Origin of the sequence: Cellulosimicrobium sp. 72-3 (assembly GCF_013127315.1) — a bacterium.
Classification (GTDB): domain Bacteria; phylum Actinomycetota; class Actinomycetes; order Actinomycetales; family Cellulomonadaceae; genus Cellulosimicrobium; species Cellulosimicrobium funkei.
In genome coordinates this window covers 1,644,416-1,662,702 of the sequence record NZ_CP053419.1, presented here as the reverse complement: position 1 = coordinate 1,662,702, position 18,287 = coordinate 1,644,416, and the positions used below count along the sequence as shown (strand labels likewise).

Genomic DNA, 18,287 nt, shown 5'->3' with positions numbered 1-18,287 from the left:
CCAGTAGACGCCGGGCCGACCCCGGGCGCCATCCTCGGTTCGGAGCGGCGCCGCTCCCGGACGGGTCGGGGTCAGCGGGCGGACGCGTCGGCGTCGGGCGCGGGCTCCACGCCCTTCGGGACGAGCGGCGCGCGCCACAGGGAGTACGTGGAGGCCTGCGCGACGGGCCGCAGGATCAGCGAGTCGATGTTCACGTGGTGCGGGCGCGTGACGGCGAACGTCACGACGTCGGCGACGTCGTCGGCGGTGAGCGGGTCCACGACGCCCGCGTAGACGGCGTCGGCCCCCGCCTGGTCCCCGTGGTAGCGGTTGAGCGAGAACTCGGGCGTGTGCACGAGGCCCGGCGCGATCTCGATGACGCGGATCGGCTCGCCCACGAGCTCGAGGCGGAGCGTCTTCGCGACGCCGAGCAGCGCGTGCTTGGACGCGACGTAGCCGGAGCCGCCGACGTAGGTGTCGTGGCCCGCGGTCGACGTCATGAGCACGATGTCGCCGCGACGCGACGCGCGCAGGAGCGGCAGGAACTCCCGGGTCACGCGCACGGTGCCGAGCACGTTCGTCTCGTACATCGCGCGCCACTCGTCGATCTTCGCCTCGTCGACCGGGTCGACGCCGAGGCCGAAGCCCGCGATGTTGAGCAGCGCGTGCACGGGCCCGCGTGCACCTGCCTCGGCGACGAGGCGCGCGACGTCGTCGTCGGAGGTCACGTCGCCGACCACGGGGTGGGCGCCCGTGCGCTCCGCGACCTCGGCGAGCCGGTCCGCGCGGCGCGCGAACGCCACGACGTCCCAGCCCCGTGCGCGCAGGAACCGCACGCACGCCTCCCCGATGCCCGACGACGCGCCGGTCACCACGGCGCGCAGGGGCGAGGTCGCAGGGGCGGGGGCGGGCAGGTACGACGTCTCGGTCACGACGCACACTCTGTCACGGTCGCGTGTGTAGGCTGGACGACGGACCGCGAACCCCTCGATCGTTCGCCGGAGCGACCTCGTCCTTGGGTCGCGGGTCCGCCCGACGCGAGATGGCGCGTCCGACCCTGGAGAGCCCGCGTCCCCGCCCGGGGGCCGCCGTCCGGCTCTCTCCCCGCCTCGCACCCGGAGCAGCTCCGTGCCCTCGCGCCTCACGCCGTCCCCCGTCTCCCGCCGACCCGTCCGCGCCGCCGTCGGCGCGTCGGCCGTCGCCCTCGTGCTCGCCGCCTGCTCGTCCGGCACGACGCCCGGGGGCGACCCGACCTCTGCGGGCGGCGCGACGTCGTCGAGCACGCCCGGGAGCACCGCGTACCCGCTCACGCTCGACGACTGCGGGTTCAAGGTGACGTTCGACGCCGCGCCCGAGCGCGTCGTGACGATCAAGTCGAGCACCACGGAGATGCTCCTGGCCCTCGGGCTCGGCGACCGGATCGTCGCGAGCGCGTTCGCCGACGGGCCGGTGCCCGACTCGCTGGCCGACGCCGCCGCGGACGTCCCCGCCGTCGTGGAGCCGCTCTCGGACCAGGTCCCGGGTGCCGAGGCGGTCCTGGAGACCGAGCCCGACCTCGTCTACGCGGGCTGGGAGTCCAACCTCACGGCCGACGGCGCCGGCGACCGCGAGACCCTCGCGCAGCTCGGCGTCGCGACCTACGTCTCCCCCGCCGCGTGCAAGGCGCCGGAGTACATGCCGGATCCGCTGACGTTCGACGACGTGTTCGCCGAGATCACCGAGGTCGGCACGATCTTCGACGCGCAGGACGCCGCGGCGGACCTCGTCGCGGAGCAGCGCGCGACGCTCGACGGCGTCGTCCGCGACGACCGCGGCCTGACCGCCCTGTGGTACTCGTCGGGCGACGACATCCCGTACGTCGGGGCGGGCATCGGCGCGCCGCAGATGATCATGGACGCCGTCGGGCTCGAGAACGTCGCGGGCGACGTGCACGACACCTGGACGTCGTACGCGTGGGAGGAGGCGGTCGCCGCCGACCCGGACGTGCTCGTCCTCGTCGACGCCGCCTGGAACACCGCCGAGGCGAAGATCGAGCGGCTCGAGTCCAACCCGGCCACGGCCGAGATGACCGCCGTCCGCGAGGGCCGCTACCTGACGATCCCGTTCCCGGCGACCGAGGCGGGCGTGCGCAACGTCGACGCCGTCGTCGACCTCGCCGCGCAGCTGGAGGCGCTCGACCTGTGACGACCCTGCGCACCCGGCCCGCGCCCGCCGCGGCCGACCGTCGCCCGGACGGCACCGGCCCGGCCGGTCGCGCGCGGCGCGGCGCGGCCTGGTGGGTGCCGGCCGGCGTCGTCGCGCTCGTCGCGACGGTGCTCGTCACGGTGACGATCGGGCCGGCGGACCTCGCCGTGGGCGAGGTGTGGCGCTCGGTCGCGACGCACCTCGGGCTCGGCGGGCCGCTGGGCCTGGAGCCGCTCGGCGCCCTGCAGGACGGCATGGTGTGGCAGCTGCGGCTCCCCCGCGTGCTCACGGCGGCGGCCGTGGGCGCCGGGCTCGCGGTGTGCGGCGTCGTCATGCAGTCGCTCACGCGCAACCCGCTCGCCGACCCCTACCTGCTCGGGCTGTCGTCCGGCGCGTCGCTCGGCGCGGTGCTCGTGCTGGTCGCGGGCTGGACGGTCCTGCTCCCGGTCGCGGCCTTCGGCGGCGCGGTGCTCGCGCTCGTCGCCGCGCTCGGGCTCGCGGGCGCGCTCGGCGCGCTCACGCCCACGCGGACCGTGCTCGCCGGGCTCGCGGTGAGCCAGCTCGCGGCGGCCGCGACGAGCTTCGTCATCTTCTGGTCCGCGACCGGCGACTCCTACCGCGAGATCCTGTCGTGGCTCATGGGCTCCGTCGCGGGCGCGACGTGGACCTCGGTCGCGGTCGCGGGCGGCGCGACGCTCGTGCTCGGGACGCTGCTCGCGTCGACCGGCTCGGTGCTCGACGCCTTCACCTTCGGCGACACGGCGGCCTCCGCGCTCGGGGTCGACGTCGCGCGCGTGCGCTGGACGCTCCTCGTGGGCGTCGCGCTGCTCACCGGCGCGCTCGTGTCCCAGTCGGGGTCCATCGGGTTCGTCGGCCTGATCCTGCCGCACGCGGTCCGGCTCCTCACCGGCGCGCGGCACCGGCTGCTCCTCCCGCTCTCCGCGCTGTTCGGCGCGACGTTCCTCGTCTGGGCCGACACGCTCGCGCGCACGATGTTCGCGCCGCGCGAGCTGCCCGTCGGCATCGTCACCGCCGCGATCGGCGCCCCGGTGTTCGCCCTGCTGCTGTGGCGCGGACGGAGGACCGCGTGAGCGCCCTCGCCGTCGTGGGCACGACCGGGCTCGACGCGGAGCGCGTGTCGTGGTCGGTCGACGGTCGCCTCGTCCTCGACGGCGTCGACTGCACCGCGCCTCCGGGTGCGGTGAGCGGGCTGCTCGGCCCGAACGGCTCCGGGAAGTCCACGCTCCTGCGCGTGCTCGCGGGCGTCCGGGCGCCGGCGGCGGACCCGGGCCGGGACGGCGCCCGCGTGCGGTTCGACGGCGCCGACCTGCTCGCGCTGCCGCGCCGCCAGCGGGCGCGGGTGCTCGCGCTCGTCGAGCAGGACGCGACGACCGACCTCCCGCTCTCCGTGCTCGACGCCGTGCTGCTCGGCCGCATCCCGCACCGGTCGCTCCTCGCGGGCGACTCCGCGACCGACCGCGACCTCGCCCGCGCGGCGCTCGCCCGCGTCGGGATGGCGGGGTTCGCGGACCGCGAGGTCGCGACGCTCTCCGGCGGCGAGCGCCAGCGCGTGCACCTCGCGCGCGCCCTCGCGCAGGAGCCCGCCCTCCTGCTGCTCGACGAGCCGACCAACCATCTCGACATCGCCGCGCAGCTCGACACGATGCGCGTCCTGCGCGACCTCGCGGACGACGGCGTCACCGTGCTCGCCGCGCTCCACGACCTCAACCTCGCGGCCCAGACGTGCGACCACGTCGTCGTGCTGGCGGACGGCCGCGTCCTGGCGGCAGGCGACGTCCACGACGTGCTCGTGCCCGCCGTGCTGGACCCCGTCTACGGCGTGCGGTGCGAGGTGCTCACGCACCCGCGCACCGGCAGGCCGGTGCTGACGTTCGAGCCCCCGGCCTGAGGAACCCTCAGAAGCCGCGCAGTCGTTCGAGGCGCACGCGCAGCGTCACGGCGTAGTCGTCGTGGAAGCCGTCGGGCGTCGTGCCGAGGCCGCGGATGCCGTCGTCGTACTTCGCGTCGTACGCCGCGCGCTCCGCGTCCGAGAGACCGTCGTCGTCGACCGACGCCGTGCCGGTGAGCACGACGACGTCGCCGCCCGACGGGGTGCTGTTGAGGTGCACCGCGACGCGGGGGTTCGCGCGGACGTTGCGCAGCTTGGCCGTGCGCGGCTGGGACTTCACGACGACCTCGTCGGCACCGTCCCAGCGGAACCAGACCGGCGTCGGCTGCGGCGTGCCGTGCGGGTCCACGGTGACGAGCCACACGACCTGCTCGTCGGCGAGCCGCGCCGCAGCGCGTGAGCCGAGGCGCGTCGTGGTGTCGACCGCCGGCATCAGGCCTCCTCGGCCGCGGCGAGGCGCGGCAGCTCGATCGCGGGGCAGCGGTCCATGACCATGTCGAGGCCCGCGTCGCGCACGCGCCGCGCGGCGTCCTCGTCGATCACGTCGAGCTGGAACCACACCGCCTTCGCGCCGATCGCGATCGCCTGGTCGGCGACGTCGCCCGCGAGCTCGGAGCGCACGAACACGTCGACGACGTCGACGGGGAACGGGACGTCCGCGAGGCTCGCGTACCCCTGCTCGCCGTGGACGGTCTCCGCCGACGGGTGGACGGGCACGACCCGCTTGCCGTGCTGCTGCAGCACGCGCGCGACCCCGTACGCGGCGCGCGCGGTGTTGTTCGACAGGCCGACGACGGCCCAGGTCTCGGTGCCCTCCAGGACCCGACGGACGGTGTCCTGCTCGTCGGCCGGCACGGCCGCTGTGACGTCGCTCATGTCGTGCGCAACCGGGTCCCGGCCGCGGCTATTCCGCGGCCGGACCCGGCGCGGGCAACCGCGCACCTCAGAGCAGCGCGAGGGCGAGCAGCGCGCTCGACGCCGCACCGGCCACCGTCCGCACGTGGTTCCACGCGAGCCAGCGCGGCAGGAACGCCGTCCACGCCGCCGCCAGGTCGCCCTCGCGGGCCGCGGCGTCGAGCCGCTCGTTGAGCGGGACGTTGCCCACGGCCGTCACGCCGAGGATCCCGACGACCGCGACAACCGCGCCCGCGAGCGCCCGTCCCGCCCCGGAGTCCCCGCCGACGAGTCCGACGACGGCCGCCGCCGCGGGGAGCAGGACGCTCGCGGCGAGCAGGAGCATCAGCGGCGGCCGGAGCGCGTCGCGGTTGATCGCGACCATCGCGGCGCCGCCCTCGCCCGGCGGGAGGCGGCGCAGCCCACCCATCACGAACGTCGAGAACGCGAAGAGCACGCCGCCCGCGAGCCCCGTCGCGACGGCGGCCGCCACGACGAGGGTCGCGAAGGCAGTCACGGCGTGGTCTCCACCGTGCGCGTGCCGGCGACGGTGCCCGCGACCCACGCGCCCGCCTCGCGCGCCGCGTACTCGCGGAAGTCCCGCGGCTCGCGGCCGAGCGCGACGCGGACGCCGTCGGTCACGGGGGTCCCGCGCCCGTCGAGCACCTCGGTGAAGAGGTACCGCATGAGGTCGACGACGTCATCGGGCAGCCCGGCCGCAGCAAGGCCCGCGACGAACGCCTCCATGGCGACGGGCTCGTAGCGGACGTCGCGCCCGCTCGCGGCGGCGATCTCCGCGACCGCTTCGTGGAACGTCAGCGCGCGCGGCCCGGTGAGCTCGAGGACGCGCCCCGCGAGGGCATCGTCCGTGAGGGCCGCGACCGCGACGTCGGCGACGTCCTCGAGGTCGACGAACGGCTCCGCGACGTCGTCGACCGGGAGCGCGAGGACGCCGTCGAGCACGGGCCCGAGGAGGAAGCTCTCGCTGAAGTTCTGGTCGAAGAACGCGCACCGCACGACCGTGCGCGCCGGGAACGCCGCGCCGACGAGCTCCTCCGCGCGCTGCGCCTCCTCCTCGCCGCGCCCGGAGAGCAGCACGAGGCGGCGGACGCCGGCGTCGTGCGCGCGGGCCGCGAGGCGGGCCACGGTCTCCGGGGCGCCGGGGACCGCGAGGTCGGGCGCGTACGCGACGTACACGGCCGCGGCGCCCGCGAGCGCGGGCTCCCACGTCGTGTCGTCGTCCCAGTCGAAGCGCACGTCGCCGGAGCGCGACGCCCGGCGCACGGGGACGCCGGCCGCGTCGAGCCGGTCCGCGACGCGGCGGCCGGTCTTGCCGGTCGCGCCGAGCACGAGGACGGTGCCGGGCGCAGGTGCCGGTGCGGCGGTCGGCGCCGTCGTGCGGGCGGGCGCCGCCGACGGGGCGGCGGTGGGCGGGGTCGAGGCAGGCATGGTGTCTCCCGAGGTGCGAGTGGTGGAGCGGTACGGGTCCCACCCAACCGCCGCGCCGCGAGACGTTCCATGGCCGACCGGCTCGCGCGCATACGTAATCGTCTCGCCACGCCCCGGCGTACGCTGGCGCGATGGACGTCGTCGCCGGGCTGCTCGACGGGCCGCGCGCCCGCGGGGCCTTCCTCCTGCGGAGCCACCTGCGCGCGCCGTGGGGCATGCGCATCGAGGACGAGGCGCCGCTGACGATCGTCCCCGTCCTGCGCGGGTCCGGGTGGGTCGGCCCCGGGGCCGGGGGCACGTCGTCCGACCCGGGCGAGCACGTCGCCGCGGGCGACGTCGTGCTCCTGCGCGGCCCGGACCACTACGTCGTCGCCGACGCGCCGACCACGGCGCCCCAGGTCGTCGTCGGCCCGGCGTCCGACATGTGCCGAGCGGTCGACGGCGGCCCCTCCCCCATGACCGTGCTCGGCGTGCGGTCGTGGGGCAACGACCCGGACGGCGAGACCGTCATCGTCACGGGCACGTACCCGCTCGACGGCGAGGTCGGGCGCCGGGTGCTGCGCGTCCTGCCCCAGCGCGTGGTCCTGCGCCGCGGGGACGTGGACGGGACGCTCGTCGAGATGCTCGCCCGGGAGGTCGTGCAGGACCTCCCCGGCCAGGAGGCGGTGCTCGACCGCCTCCTCGACCTCCTCCTCATCTCGTGCCTGCGCACGTGGCTCTCGCGCGACGACGCGCCGGGCTGGTACCGCGCCGATGCCGACCCCGTCGTCGGGGCCGCGCTGCGGCTCATCCACCACGACCCGGCGCGTGCCTGGACCCTCGACGCGCTCGCGCGGGAGGTGGGGCTGTCGCGCGCGGCGTTCTCGCGCCGCTTCACGGCGCTCGTCGGCGAGCCGCCGATGGGCTACCTCACCGGCTGGCGGCTCGACCTGGCCGCCGACCTCCTCCTCGAGCCGGACGCGACGCTCGCCGCGGTCGCGCGCGCCGTCGGGTACGCGACGCCGTTCGCGCTCAGCGCCGCGTTCAAGCGCGTGCGCGGCGTGAGCCCGGCGGAGCACCGGGCGCGCGCCGGCGCGGCGTGAGCACTCAGCGCGCGACGGGCACGAGCTCGACGTCCCGCAGCGCGCCGTCGTCGACGACGGCCGTGAGGAACGTCCCGACCGGCTGCCGACGGCGGTCCGTCGGCGAGCCGGGGTTGAGCAGGCGCAGGCCGCCCGGCGACGTCGTGTCCCAGGGGATGTGGCTGTGCCCGAACACGAGCACGTCCACGTCGGGGAACGCGGCGTCGGCGCGACGCTCGCGCCCGTCCTTCCCGCCCGTCTCGTGCACGACGGCGAGCCGCAGCCCCTCGACCGTGGCGCGCGCCACCTCGGGCAGGCGCGCGTGCAGGTCGGGGCCGTCGTTGTTCCCCGCGACCCCGACGAGGCGTGCCGCGCGCGCCTCCAGCGCGTCGAGCAGGTCGACGCTCACCCAGTCGCCTGCGTGCACGACGACGTCCGCGTCGTCGACCGCGCGCCACACCTGGTCCGGGAGCGCCCGGGCGCGGACCGGGACGTGCGTGTCGCTGAGCAGGAGGAGTCGGGTGGGCACGCCGCCACGATAGGTCGCGGTCCCGGGGCACGCCGGGTGACGATGGGCCCATGCCGATCCCGCGCTGGGTGACCCGCAGCAACAGGCGCTTCCTCAACCCCGTCATGCTCCACGTCGCGACGGGCGTCGGGCCGATGGCCGTCGTCCGCCACGTCGGGCGGCGCAGCGGGCGGGAGTACCGCACCCCGGTCTTCGCGTTCGCCTACCGCGACGACCCGACCGGTCCGGTCCGCGTCGCGTTCGCCCTCACGTACGGCCCCGACGTGGACTGGGTCCGCAACGTCGAGGCGGCCGGGGAGTTCGTCCTCGAGCGGCGCGGCGTGGAGTACGTCGTCGACGACGTGCGTCGCGTGACCGGCGCGGACGGCCTGCGGCTCCTGCCCGGCTGGACGAGCGCGATCCTGCGGCGCGCGGGCGTCGACGAGTTCCGGACCGGACGGCTGCGCCGGGCACCCGGCAGCCGGCTGCCATGATGGGGGCATGACCGACCAGCTCTGGATCACCGGCGACCCCGACGCGGACGCGCTGCTCAGCGACGACGCGTTCGCGCTCCTCGTGGGGATGCTGCTCGACCAGCAGTACCCGATGGAGCACGCGTTCGCCGGGCCCCGCAAGATCCGCGACCGCCTCGGCTCGATCGACCCGCGCACCGTGGCGGACACCGACCCCGACGCGTTCGTCACGCTCGCCACGACGCCGCCCGCGATCCACCGCTACGGGCGCTCGATGGCGGGCCGGGTGCAGGAGCTCGCGCGCGTCGTCGTCGACGAGTACGACGGCGACGCGACCCGGATCTGGACCGCACCGGGCGCGGACGGCGAGCCGACGGGCGCGGAGGTGCTCGCGCGCCTGCGGGCGCTGCCCGGGTTCGGCGACCAGAAGGCGCGCATCTTCCTCGCGCTCCTGGGCAAGCAGCGGGGCGTGCGTCCCGCGGGGTGGCGCGAGGCCGCCGGCCACTACGGGGACGAGGGCTCGCGCCGGTCCATCGCCGACGTCACGAGCCCCGAGTCGCTCGCCGAGGTCCGCACGTTCAAGAAGGCCCAGAAGGCCGCCGCCAAGGCCGCGAAGGGCTGACCCGCCGCGCCGCGCGCGGACGCCCGGGTGCGCGACGCACCCCGGCGGCTATCGTCGGCGCGTGACCACGACGACGCCTCCCGCCCCGGGGCTCCCTCCCGCCACGCGCACGCTCCTGGCCCTCGCCGCCGGCGTCGTCGTCCTCGCCGGGGTCCACGCCGCCCGCGAGGTCCTCGCCCCGATGTTCCTCGCGGCGGTCATCGTCATCATCTGCCACCCCGTGCGCTTCCCCCTGGAGCGCCGGGGCTGGCCGCGGTGGGCAGCGACGGCCGCCGTCGTCACGGTCGCGTACCTCATCCTCGCGGCGCTCGTCGCGATGCTCGCGTTCGCGGGCGTCCGGTTCGTGGACCTCGTCCGCGAGTACCTCCCGGCCCTCGTGCGCGCGGTCGACGACGTGGTGGACCAGCTCGCCGCGGTCGGCATCGACACGGACATCGCCGAGGCGGCCACGTCGTGGCTCGACCCGGGACGCGTCGTCAGCCTCGCGGGCAACGTGTCCGGCATGGCCCTGGGCATCGCGACCGCGTTCTTCTTCGTGCTCGCCTACGCGATCTTCATGGCCGCCGACGCCGCGCGGTACTCCACCGCCGGCTCGGTGTTCGGCGCCGAGCGCGCCGCGACGGTCGACCGGGCGACGCGGTTCAGCGGCGGGGTGCGCCGCTACTTCGTGGTCAACGCGTCGTTCGGCGCCGTCGTCGCCGTGATCGACGGCGTCGCCCTGTGGCTCCTGTCGGTCCCGGCCCCGACCGTGTGGGCGATCCTCGCGTTCGTCACGAACTTCATCCCGAACATCGGCTTCGTCCTGGGGCTCGTGCCGCCCGTCGTCATGGCGTTCGTCGTCGGGGGCTGGCAGCTCGCGCTCGCCGTCGTCGCGGTCTACTGCGTGGTGAACGTCGTGCTCCAGGTGCTCGTCCAGCCGAAGTTCGTCGCCGACGCGGTGAACCTCAGCCTCACGTTGAGCTTCGTCTCCGTCGTCTTCTGGACGTTCGTCATCGGGCCGCTCGGCGCGATCCTCGCCATCCCGCTCACGCTGCTCGTCCGGGCCCTCGTGCTGGAGCCCGACCCGGGCTCGGGCTGGCTGCGCTGGCTCTCCGGGGACGACGCGCCGCGGCCCGCCGAGGACCCGCGGGGCACGGGCTCCCCTCCCGCCGCCGACGCCGTGCCGGACGAGGACGACGCCGCCCCGGCGGAGCCCGCGGGCCCCGAGGCCGACCCTCAGGTGGAGCCTGAGGGTTCCGCCGTCGAGCGCTCCCCCGCGCCGGACGAGCGCTGATCCCCGCCGCACGGTCCGCCCCGGGCCCTGGTGCGCGCGCCACCGCCCTCCCTAGGCTGGTGCTCGGCGGGTGTCCGCCCGTCACCGGCACGGGGAGGAACCATGGCGCACGGAGACATCACGCACATCGACATCCCGGTGAGCGACAACGGCAGGGCCACGCAGTTCTACGGCGAGCTCTTCGGCTGGGAGATCGCGGAGGTGCCCGGCTTCGAGGGCTACCCCATGTGGCAGGCCCCGAACAAGATCAGCGGCGGCGGCCTCGCCCCGCGGTCCGAGGGGTTCACGAGCCCGCGCAGCTACGTCGAGGTCGACTCCATCGAGGAGACGCTCGCCAAGGTCCGTGAGCTCGGCGGGCGGGTCGTGCTGGAGAAGTCGGAGATCAGCCCCACCTCGTGGTGGGCCGCGTTCGAGGACGCCGACGGGAACCAGATCGGTCTCTACGAGGGCACGACGGACGCGGGCTGACCGCGCGCGGCGCGCAGCCGCACGGCCGTCAGGGTCGGGGCGACAGCACGCGGCCGTCCGGGTCGTCGGGCCGGCGCGGCCGCAGCGTGGGCGGGGGCGGCCACGGGAGGTCGTAGCGCTCGACGGGGACGTCGATCGCCCCGAAGTCGTCCGTCTGCACGACGACGCCGTCCGGCGTGACCTCGACGAGCCGGACCCGCAGCGGCGGCGCGTCGTCCTGCTCGAGCACCCAGACGTCGGCGAGCCACGCGAGGCTGCTCGCGTCGAGCGCCTCCTCCGCCTCGAGCCAGTCGACCGGGCCGGTGAGCTCGTGCCCGAGCAGCGACACGGCCACCCAGGCGTCGCCCTCGGGGCGGATCCAGCCCACGTGCTCGCGGTCGTCGGGGCGGCGGTGCGCGATCCAGTCGGAGGGGAGCATCCGGGCAGGCTAGCGGCGACGACGGGGCGCACGCCAGGGGTTTCGCCGCCGCGGGCGCGCCCCGCCTCAGTCCGCGACCGGCTCGTTCCCGGAGCCCTCGCGGTACCCCTCGGCGAACCCGGCCCGGTAGCCGTCGGCGTACGCGGCCTCCCGCGCGGCGTCGTCCCCCTGCTCGCGGCGCGCGTCGGCCTGCCCGCGGGCGTACGCCTCGGCGCTGCCCTCGCGGAACAGGTCGTCGCCCGAGCCGCGCACGAGCACGCGGGCGCCCGGACCGTCCTCGCTCCCGACGTACCGGCCGAGCCCGCGCACCACGGCGACGGGCCGCCCCGCCGCCTTGCCGCGCACGAGCTCGCTCGCGGCCGCCACCTCGTCGACGACGGCGGTCACGGTCACCGACAGCGGCCGCCCGTGGGAGTCCACGCCGCCGCGCAGGTCCTCCGCGACGACGACCCCCGCTGCCCCGATGCCGATGTCGACGAGGCCGTCGCGCCACGCCCGGCCGGAGGTGTCCGTCACGACGACGCCCAGCCGGTCGAGGCCGAACCGCTCGCGGAGCGCGCCGCGCAGCGCCCGCGCGGAGGCGTCGGGGTCGAGCGGGAGCAGCAGGACCGTGCCCTCCGGGGTGTTCGAGGCGTCGACACCCGCCGCGGCCATGACGAGGCCGAGCCGGTTCTCGACGATGCGCAGCGGCGGCTGGCCGGGACGCTCGCGCGTCGCGACGACGCGCACCGTCTCGTCCGTGATCGCCTGCTCGCGGTCCGCCGCGGCGACGACGCGGCCCTCGGCCTTCGAGACGATCTTGCTCGTCACGACGACGACGTCACCGTCCACGAGCGCCTCCCCCGCCAGCAGGTCACCCACGAGCGCGGCGAGGTCGTCGCCCGGCCGGACCTCGCCGAGGCCCTCGGGTGCACACACCGTGAGGCGCGCGGACCGATCGGGGCCCGCGCCGCCGTCGGGCCCGCCGGGTGCGGCGTCGTGCTCGCTCATCGCGCGAGCTTCGGGAGCACCTCGCGACCGAAGACCTCGATCCACTCGCGCTGGTTGCGGCCGACGTTGTGCAGGTAGATGCGGTCGAACCCGAGGTCGACGAACTTCTGGATGTACGCGCGGTGCTCGTCCGGGTCGGCGGAGATCACCATGCGACCCTCGAAGTCCTCCGGGCGCACGAGCTTGGCCATCTGCTCGAAGTCGTGCGGCGAGCGGATGTCCGCCTTGGGGAACTTCATGCCGCCGTTGGGCCACTCGGTCATCGCGTTGGCGAGCGCCTCCTCGTCGGTCGCGGCCCAGGAGAGGTGGAGCTGGAGCACCTTGGGCATCGCCTCGGGGTCGCGGCCGGACTCGCGCACGCCGTCGTCGAACTTGCCGAACAGCATGGAGATCTTCTCGAGCGGCGCCCCCACGGTGATGAGACCGTCGGCGTGACGCCCCGCGCGCTTCGCGGTCACCGGACCGGCGGTCGCGACGAGGATCTCCGGCGCCACCTCGGGCATGGTCCACAGCCGCGTGGACTCCATCTTGTAGAACTGCCCGGAGTGCTTGACGTCCTTGTTGTCGAGCCCGGACTGGAACAGCTTCTTGATGACGTCGATCGCCTCGAACATGCGGTTGATGCGCTCGGGCGCCTCGGGCCAGTAGCCCGCGACGACGTGCTCGTTGAGCGCCTCGCCCGAGCCGAGCCCGAGCCAGTGCCGGCCGGGGTACATCGCGGCGAGCGTCGCTGACGCCTGGGCGACCATCGCGGGGTGCCAGCGGAACGTCGGCGCGGTGACCCCGGGGCCCAGGTCGCCCCGGGTCCGCTCGCCGAGCGCCGTGAGCACGTTCCACACGAACGACGACTCGCCCTGCGCCGGGACCCACGGCTGGAAGTGGTCGGCCGCCATGGTCCCGGAGAAGCCGTGCTCCTCCGCGTAGGCCGAGAGCGCGACGGCCTCGGTCGGGTGGAACTGCTCGAGCATGGCGGCGTAGCCGATCGTCAGACCCATGGGCCGACCTTAACCCTCCGCGGACCGTCCTGGGCGAGCGGGCGCCGGCGCCCGTCCCGCACCGGTCCGGTCCTCGCCGGGCGAGGACCGGACGGGGCGCGTCAGACGTACAGCGGCGTCAGGTCCGCGTACTCCTCGACCGAGCCGCCGCGCAGGCAGACCTCGATGATCCGGCGACCCAGCGGGTCGAGGTCGTCGGTGAGGAACTGCCGGAGCTCGCTCGCGAAGAAGTCGGTGATGATCCGCGCCCCGGCGTCGTAGGCCTCGACCCCCACCTGGGACTGCAGCTCGGGCCGCAGGAAGGTCGGGCGCACGAGCTGGCCGTCGATCTTCATCTCCGTGAGCGTGTAGCCGAACAGGGGGCAGCGGGCGGGCGTCAGCTCGTCCGGCCGCAGCCGGCCCCCGCCGCGGCGCGCGAGGTACTCGCGCGTGAGCCACTCGGCCGCGAAGTCCACCCGGTAGGCGCCGATGTGCTGGTTGGGGGTGAGCACGTAGCGCGTCCGGCGAGTCTCCACGAGCTGGCGCAGCAGGAGGTTCGCCGCCGCGACCTTCGTCCCCGTCGCGAACGGCCAGTACGACCCGACGCCCTCGGCGACCATGCCGCCGTGGGCGAGCGCCTCCGTCGCCGTGCGGGACTCGCCGATCGACGGGTTCTTGTCGCCGCGCGGCGCGACGAGCCGCCAGATCCAGGCGAGCGCCGCGGGCACCACGTGGGTCATGCCCATGATCCCGTAGGTGGGGTGGTCGCGCGTGCAGGCAGGCATCCGGGCGCCGAACGTGCGCACGTCGACCTCGGCCGGCCCGGCGACGTCGGTGAGCAGGTGCCGCGGCACGACGACGCGCGGGTTGGGGCACCGCCGGCCGTCGGCGTCGAGCGAGTGCTCCCAGGGCAGCACGGTCGCGTCGGGGACGCCGTCGATGTTGAAGAACACGAGCGGCACGTCGGGGTGGATGCACGCACGCTCGAGGTGCGCGTCCTGCCCGTACCCGGTGAGGTTGTCGACGCGCACGAACCAGCCCTCCTCGGCGTCGGTCACCACGAGGCGGCCGTCGCCGGTCTGGAGCGCGGCGTGGCACAGGGTCATGTCGTCGGTGACGGGGGCGAGCGCGCTCGTCTCCCCCAGCGTGATGACGTAGGGCTCGCGCGTGACGACGTTCGTGCCGAGCAGGATCCTGCCGTCCTCCTGGCGCCGCAGGTCCTGGCACATCTCCGACTTGCCGCCGCCCGAGGCCCCCTCGTGCATGATCACGGTCTCGTTCTCGTACGGCGTGGTGACGCGGACCGACGACGCGTGCGCCGTGACCCAGCCCTCCCGCTCGCCCACGTCGAGCAGGACCGAGAACACGCCCTTCTTGGCGCTCGGCCCCGGGTAGAGGTTGTAGGCGAACACCTCGTGGAGCGTCTCGGAGCGGTCGTGCACGACGACCTGGCGCCCGCCGAACCGGGTGTGACGCAGCGGAGGCGCGACGTAGAGGATCGAGCGCGGCGCGAACGGGCCGAGCTCGTCGAACGTGGCCCAGCCCTGGAGGTCGACGAGGGCGAGCGCGAAGAACGCCGCGTTGACGGGGCAGACGGCGAGCGACGGGTAGCCGTGCGTGCGCCCGCCGGCGCGGAACGGCACGACGACGAGCTCCTGAGCGGCGAGCCACGCGAGCGTCTCGTCCTTGACCGGGCCGAACTCCGCACCGAAGACGTCCCGGTAGCGCGGCTTGTCGGTCGGCAGGTCGTCGGCGATCCGCATGCAGTCCGGGTCCCGGCGGCGCATGTAGTCCTCGGGGTAGTTCACCGCGATCCCGTTGCGGCACCGCACGACCTCCGCCTCGACGACGCGCTCGCCCCCGGCGTCGTACTCGACGGCGAACCGCGGGCCGCCGTCGGGCCCGAGCGCGAGGCGGTAGAGCTCCTCGCGCGACGCCGGGACGACGAGGCGCGGGCACGCCGCGAGGGCGGCGGCGAGGGCGGGCGGCAGGACGACGCCGGGCGGGATCGCCCCGTCGGCGCGCGTGCGGTCGGTGGTCGTGACGGTCATGGGTGCTCCAGGGGTCGGCGCGGGGATCGGGTCGAGGTGCGCCCACGAGCACCTGTCGCTTTGCGTGCAGATTACGACTCGATGACTATTCGACCCAGGGACCTTCGACCCGTCTCGGTCCGCACGCCGCGGACGGCCGCCTCGACGCCCGCCGGACGCCGAGACGGCGTCCGGCACGGCCGCGGGATCTGGGAGAATGGGCGACCATGAGCGACTTCCCGACGAACGCGCCGACGGGCGCGGCCGAACCCGCTGCAGCAACGACCTCCTCCGCCGGGCACGTAGCCGGTGACGTCGTCCGCGCGGTGGTCGCGGGAGTACCCGACCGGGTGAGCCTCGACGGGCTCGAGGACACCTACGACGCGCGCTGGGCCGAGCAGGGGACGTACGCGTTCGACCGCTCGAAGACCCGCGAGCAGGTCTTCTCCATCGACACCCCGCCGCCGACCGTCTCGGGCTCGCTGCACGTGGGCCACGTGTTCTCCTACACGCACACCGACGTCGTCGCGCGGTTCCAGCGCATGCGCGGCCTCGAGGTGTTCTACCCGATGGGCTGGGACGACAACGGCCTGCCCACCGAGCGGCGCGTCCAGAACTACTACGGCGTCCGCTGCGACCCCACGCTCCCCTACGTCGAGGGCTTCGAGCCCCCGCACGAGGGCGGCGAGGGCAAGTCCGTCAAGGCCGCCGACCAGGTACCGGTGAGCCGTCGCAACTTCATCGAGCTGTGCGAGCGGCTCACGGCCGAGGACGAGAAGCAGTTCGAGGCGCTGTGGCGCCGGCTCGGGCTCTCGGTCGACTGGGCGCAGCACTACCAGACGATCGACGCACGGTCCCGCACCGCGGCGCAGCGCGCGTTCCTGCGCAACCTCGCGCGCGGCGAGGCGTACCAGGCCGAGGCCCCCGGGCTGTGGGACGTGACGTTCCAGACCGCCGTCGCGCAGGCCGAGCTCGAGGCGCGCGACTACCCGGGCCACTTCCACAAGGTCGCGTTCCACCGGGTCGCGCCGGGCACCCCGGACGACGGCGCACCCGTCCTCATCGAGACCACGCGCCCCGAGCTGCTCGCGGCGTGCGTGGCGCTCGTCGCGCACCCCGACGACGAGCGGTACCAGCACCTGTTCGGCACCTCGGTGCGCTCGCCGCTGTTCGACGTCGAGCTGCCCGTCCTCGCCCACCCCGCCGCCGAGCGCGACAAGGGCGCGGGCATCGCGATGTGCTGCACGTTCGGCGACCTCACCGACGTGCAGTGGTGGCGCGAACTGCAGCTCCCGACGCGCTCGATCATCACGCGCGACGGCCGGATCACGCGCGAGACGCCGGACTGGATCACCTCGCACGCCGGCCAGGGCGTGTTCGCCGAGCTCGCGGGCAAGACGACGTTCTCGGCGCGCCAGGTCGTCGTCGACGCGCTGCGCGACGCGGGCGACCTCGACGGCGAGCCCGTGCCGACCCAGCGCAAGGCGAACTTCTTCGAGAAGGGCGACAAGCCCCTCGAGATCGTCACGTCGCGCCAGTGGTACATCCGCAACGGCGGCCGCGACTGGACGACGGCCGACGGCACGACCCGCGACCTGCGCCAGGAGCTGCTGAACCGCGGCAAGGAGCTCGCGTTCCACCCCGACTTCATGCGCGTGCGCTACGAGAACTGGGTCGGCGGTCTCAACGGCGACTGGCTCATCTCGCGCCAGCGCTTCTTCGGCGTCGCGATCCCGCTGTGGTACCCCGTGCTCGAGTCGGGCGAGGTCGACCACGACCACCCGATCGTGCCGTCCGAGGACGCGCTGCCCGTCGACCCGTCGTCCGACGTGCCGGCCGGGTACACCGAGGACCAGCGCGGCGTGCCGGGCGGGTTCGTCGGCGAGAACGACATCATGGACACGTGGGCGACGTCGTCGCTCACGCCGCAGATCGCGGGCGGCTGGGAGGTCGACCCCGACCTGTTCGAGCGCGTCTTCCCCATGGACCTGCGCCCGCAGGGCCAGGACATCATCCGCACGTGGCTCTTCTCCACGGTCGTGCGCTCGCACCTCGAGTTCGGCTCGCTGCCGTGGAAGAACGCCGCGATCTCCGGCTGGATCCTCGACCCCGACCGCAAGAAGATGTCGAAGTCCAAGGGCAACGTCGTCACGCCCATGGGCCTGCTCGAGGAGCACGGGTCGGACGCCGTGCGGTACTGGGCGGCGTCGGCCCGCCTCGGCACGGACGCGGCGTTCGAGGTCGGGCAGATGAAGATCGGCCGTCGCCTCGCGATCAAGATCCTCAACGCGTCGAAGTTCGCGCTGTCGTTCGGGATCGACGCCGAGACCGGGACGGGCGAGATCGTCCTCGACCCGGCGCTCGTCACCGAGACGCTCGACCGTGCGATGCTCGCGGGCCTCGCGACCGTCGTCGAGAAGGCGACCGAGGCGTTCGAGGCGTACGACCACACGCGCGCGCTCGAGGTCACCGAGACGTTCTTCTGGACGTTCTGCGACGACTACCTCGAGCTCGTCAAGGACCGCGCGTACGGCGCCGGCGCCGCGGCCTCCGACGTCTCCCCCGAGACCCGGTCCGCGCGCGTCGCGCTCGCCATCGCCCTCGACACGCTCCTGCGCCTGTTCGCGCCGTTCGTGCCGTTCGCGACGGAGGAGGTGTGGTCGTGGTGGCGCGCGTCGGAGGGCTCCGTCCACCGCGCGCCGTGGCCCACGCCCGACGTCGCGCGCGCGGCCGCCGGCGACGCCGACCCGGCCGTCCTCACCGCCGCGGGCCACGCGCTCGCGGCGCTGCGCAAGATCAAGTCGGAGGCGAAGGTGTCGATGCGCACCCCGATCCTCGCGGCGCAGGTCGCGGTGCCGGCGGCGTCGATCGCCGGCGTCGAGGCGTCGGTCGTCGACGTCCGCAACGGTGGGCGCGTCACCGGCACGCTCGACCTCGTCGCGGCGGCCGAGGGCCAGGGCGACCCGGCCGTCCAGGGCGGGATCGTCGTCGTCTCCTCCGAGCTCGGCGAGCCCGAGGCCCGCAAGAAGGGCTGACCCGCACGACGACAGCACCA

Annotated in this window: 19 protein-coding genes; 9 read left to right on the top strand and 10 right to left on the bottom strand. The window is 74.9% G+C overall.

The annotated features are described in order from the left end of the window. Positions 1-71 precede the first annotated feature (71 nt). Positions 72-911 carry an SDR family oxidoreductase gene (locus HKK73_RS07510; protein WP_253705840.1) on the bottom strand — a complete coding sequence of 280 codons (840 nt, stop codon included), beginning with the start codon at positions 909-911 and terminating at the stop codon, positions 72-74. 196 nt (positions 912-1,107) lie between these two features. Here HKK73_RS07510 and HKK73_RS07505 point away from each other — a divergent pair, with 196 nt between their 5' ends. From HKK73_RS07505 to HKK73_RS07495, 3 genes are read left to right on the top strand one after another with little or no spacing between them, the layout of a single operon-like run. Continuing rightward, positions 1,108-2,163 carry a putative F420-0 ABC transporter substrate-binding protein gene (locus tag HKK73_RS07505; RefSeq protein ID WP_171467744.1) on the top strand — a complete coding sequence of 352 codons (1,056 nt, stop codon included), beginning with the start codon at positions 1,108-1,110 and terminating at the stop codon, positions 2,161-2,163. After that, positions 2,160-3,254 carry a putative F420-0 ABC transporter permease subunit gene (locus tag HKK73_RS07500; RefSeq protein WP_171467743.1) on the top strand — a complete coding sequence of 365 codons (1,095 nt, stop codon included), beginning with the start codon at positions 2,160-2,162 and terminating at the stop codon, positions 3,252-3,254. The genes HKK73_RS07505 and HKK73_RS07500 overlap by 4 nt, the downstream gene beginning before the upstream one ends. Next, positions 3,251-4,072 carry a putative F420-0 ABC transporter ATP-binding protein gene (locus HKK73_RS07495; RefSeq protein WP_171467742.1) on the top strand — a complete coding sequence of 274 codons (822 nt, stop codon included), beginning with the start codon at positions 3,251-3,253 and terminating at the stop codon, positions 4,070-4,072. The genes HKK73_RS07500 and HKK73_RS07495 overlap by 4 nt, the downstream gene beginning before the upstream one ends. 7 nt (positions 4,073-4,079) lie before the next feature. Here the strand turns inward: HKK73_RS07495 and HKK73_RS07490 are convergent, their stop codons facing one another. From HKK73_RS07490 to HKK73_RS07475, 4 genes are all read right to left on the bottom strand, one after another. Continuing rightward, a complete protein-coding gene (locus tag HKK73_RS07490; protein ID WP_043654780.1) occupies positions 4,080-4,505 on the bottom strand; it encodes a TIGR03667 family PPOX class F420-dependent oxidoreductase in 426 nt (141 codons plus the stop codon). Beyond that, positions 4,505-4,948, bottom strand: coding sequence for a CoA-binding protein (locus HKK73_RS07485; RefSeq protein ID WP_021483339.1), 444 nt, complete (start codon positions 4,946-4,948; stop codon positions 4,505-4,507). The genes HKK73_RS07490 and HKK73_RS07485 overlap by 1 nt, the downstream gene beginning before the upstream one ends. A gap of 67 nt (positions 4,949-5,015) precedes the next feature. Further along, positions 5,016-5,483 (bottom strand): DUF1772 domain-containing protein, encoded by a 468-nt coding sequence (locus HKK73_RS07480; protein ID WP_034655933.1) that lies wholly within the window; start codon positions 5,481-5,483, stop codon positions 5,016-5,018. Next, complete coding sequence (locus HKK73_RS07475; RefSeq protein WP_253705838.1) at positions 5,480-6,415, bottom strand: NAD(P)H-binding protein; 936 nt, start codon at positions 6,413-6,415, stop codon at positions 5,480-5,482. Before HKK73_RS07475 ends, HKK73_RS07480 begins: the two co-directional genes overlap by 4 nt. 131 nt (positions 6,416-6,546) lie before the next feature. Between HKK73_RS07475 and HKK73_RS07470 the strand changes: the two genes are divergently transcribed. Continuing rightward, positions 6,547-7,497, top strand: a complete 951-nt coding sequence (locus HKK73_RS07470) for an AraC family transcriptional regulator (protein WP_034655931.1) — start codon at positions 6,547-6,549, stop codon at positions 7,495-7,497. A 4-nt stretch (positions 7,498-7,501) separates the two neighbouring features. Here the strand turns inward: HKK73_RS07470 and HKK73_RS07465 are convergent, their stop codons facing one another. Further along, positions 7,502-8,005 (bottom strand): metallophosphoesterase, encoded by a 504-nt coding sequence (locus tag HKK73_RS07465; protein WP_137280289.1) that lies wholly within the window; start codon positions 8,003-8,005, stop codon positions 7,502-7,504. A 50-nt stretch (positions 8,006-8,055) separates the two neighbouring features. Here HKK73_RS07465 and HKK73_RS07460 point away from each other — a divergent pair, with 50 nt between their 5' ends. The 4 genes from HKK73_RS07460 (at position 8,056) to HKK73_RS07445 (ending at position 10,820) form a co-directional block, all read left to right on the top strand. Next, entirely contained in the window at positions 8,056-8,478 is a 423-nt protein-coding gene (locus tag HKK73_RS07460; protein ID WP_171467741.1) for a nitroreductase family deazaflavin-dependent oxidoreductase, read from the top strand. A 7-nt stretch (positions 8,479-8,485) separates the two neighbouring features. Further along, a complete protein-coding gene (locus tag HKK73_RS07455; RefSeq protein ID WP_137280287.1) occupies positions 8,486-9,079 on the top strand; it encodes an HhH-GPD-type base excision DNA repair protein in 594 nt (197 codons plus the stop codon). A gap of 61 nt (positions 9,080-9,140) precedes the next feature. Continuing rightward, positions 9,141-10,352, top strand: a complete 1,212-nt coding sequence (locus HKK73_RS07450) for an AI-2E family transporter (RefSeq protein ID WP_171467739.1) — start codon at positions 9,141-9,143, stop codon at positions 10,350-10,352. 102 nt (positions 10,353-10,454) lie between these two features. Then, on the top strand, positions 10,455-10,820 hold the full coding sequence (locus tag HKK73_RS07445; RefSeq protein WP_085388142.1) for a VOC family protein: 366 nt from the start codon (positions 10,455-10,457) through the stop codon (positions 10,818-10,820). A gap of 28 nt (positions 10,821-10,848) precedes the next feature. Here the strand turns inward: HKK73_RS07445 and HKK73_RS07440 are convergent, their stop codons facing one another. The 4 genes from HKK73_RS07440 to HKK73_RS07425 form a co-directional block, all read right to left on the bottom strand. Further along, positions 10,849-11,238: a hypothetical protein gene (locus HKK73_RS07440; RefSeq protein ID WP_085388143.1), complete on the bottom strand. Its 390-nt coding sequence runs from the start codon at positions 11,236-11,238 to the stop codon at positions 10,849-10,851. A gap of 66 nt (positions 11,239-11,304) precedes the next feature. After that, on the bottom strand, positions 11,305-12,228 hold the full coding sequence (cofE, locus tag HKK73_RS07435; protein WP_085388144.1) for a coenzyme F420-0:L-glutamate ligase: 924 nt from the start codon (positions 12,226-12,228) through the stop codon (positions 11,305-11,307). Then, the gene (locus HKK73_RS07430; RefSeq protein WP_085388145.1) at positions 12,225-13,223 is read right to left on the bottom strand and encodes a TIGR03557 family F420-dependent LLM class oxidoreductase; all 999 of its coding nucleotides are present in this window, start codon (positions 13,221-13,223) and stop codon (positions 12,225-12,227) included. The genes cofE and HKK73_RS07430 overlap by 4 nt, the downstream gene beginning before the upstream one ends. A gap of 101 nt (positions 13,224-13,324) precedes the next feature. Beyond that, positions 13,325-15,253: a DUF4914 family protein gene (locus tag HKK73_RS07425; RefSeq protein WP_171467738.1), complete on the bottom strand. Its 1,929-nt coding sequence runs from the start codon at positions 15,251-15,253 to the stop codon at positions 13,325-13,327. Between the two features lie 206 nt (positions 15,254-15,459). On the opposite strand from HKK73_RS07425, the gene valS reads away from it, so the two are divergent. After that, positions 15,460-18,267 carry a valine--tRNA ligase gene (gene valS / locus HKK73_RS07420; protein ID WP_171467737.1) on the top strand — a complete coding sequence of 936 codons (2,808 nt, stop codon included), beginning with the start codon at positions 15,460-15,462 and terminating at the stop codon, positions 18,265-18,267. The last annotated feature ends 20 nt before the right edge of the window (positions 18,268-18,287 follow it).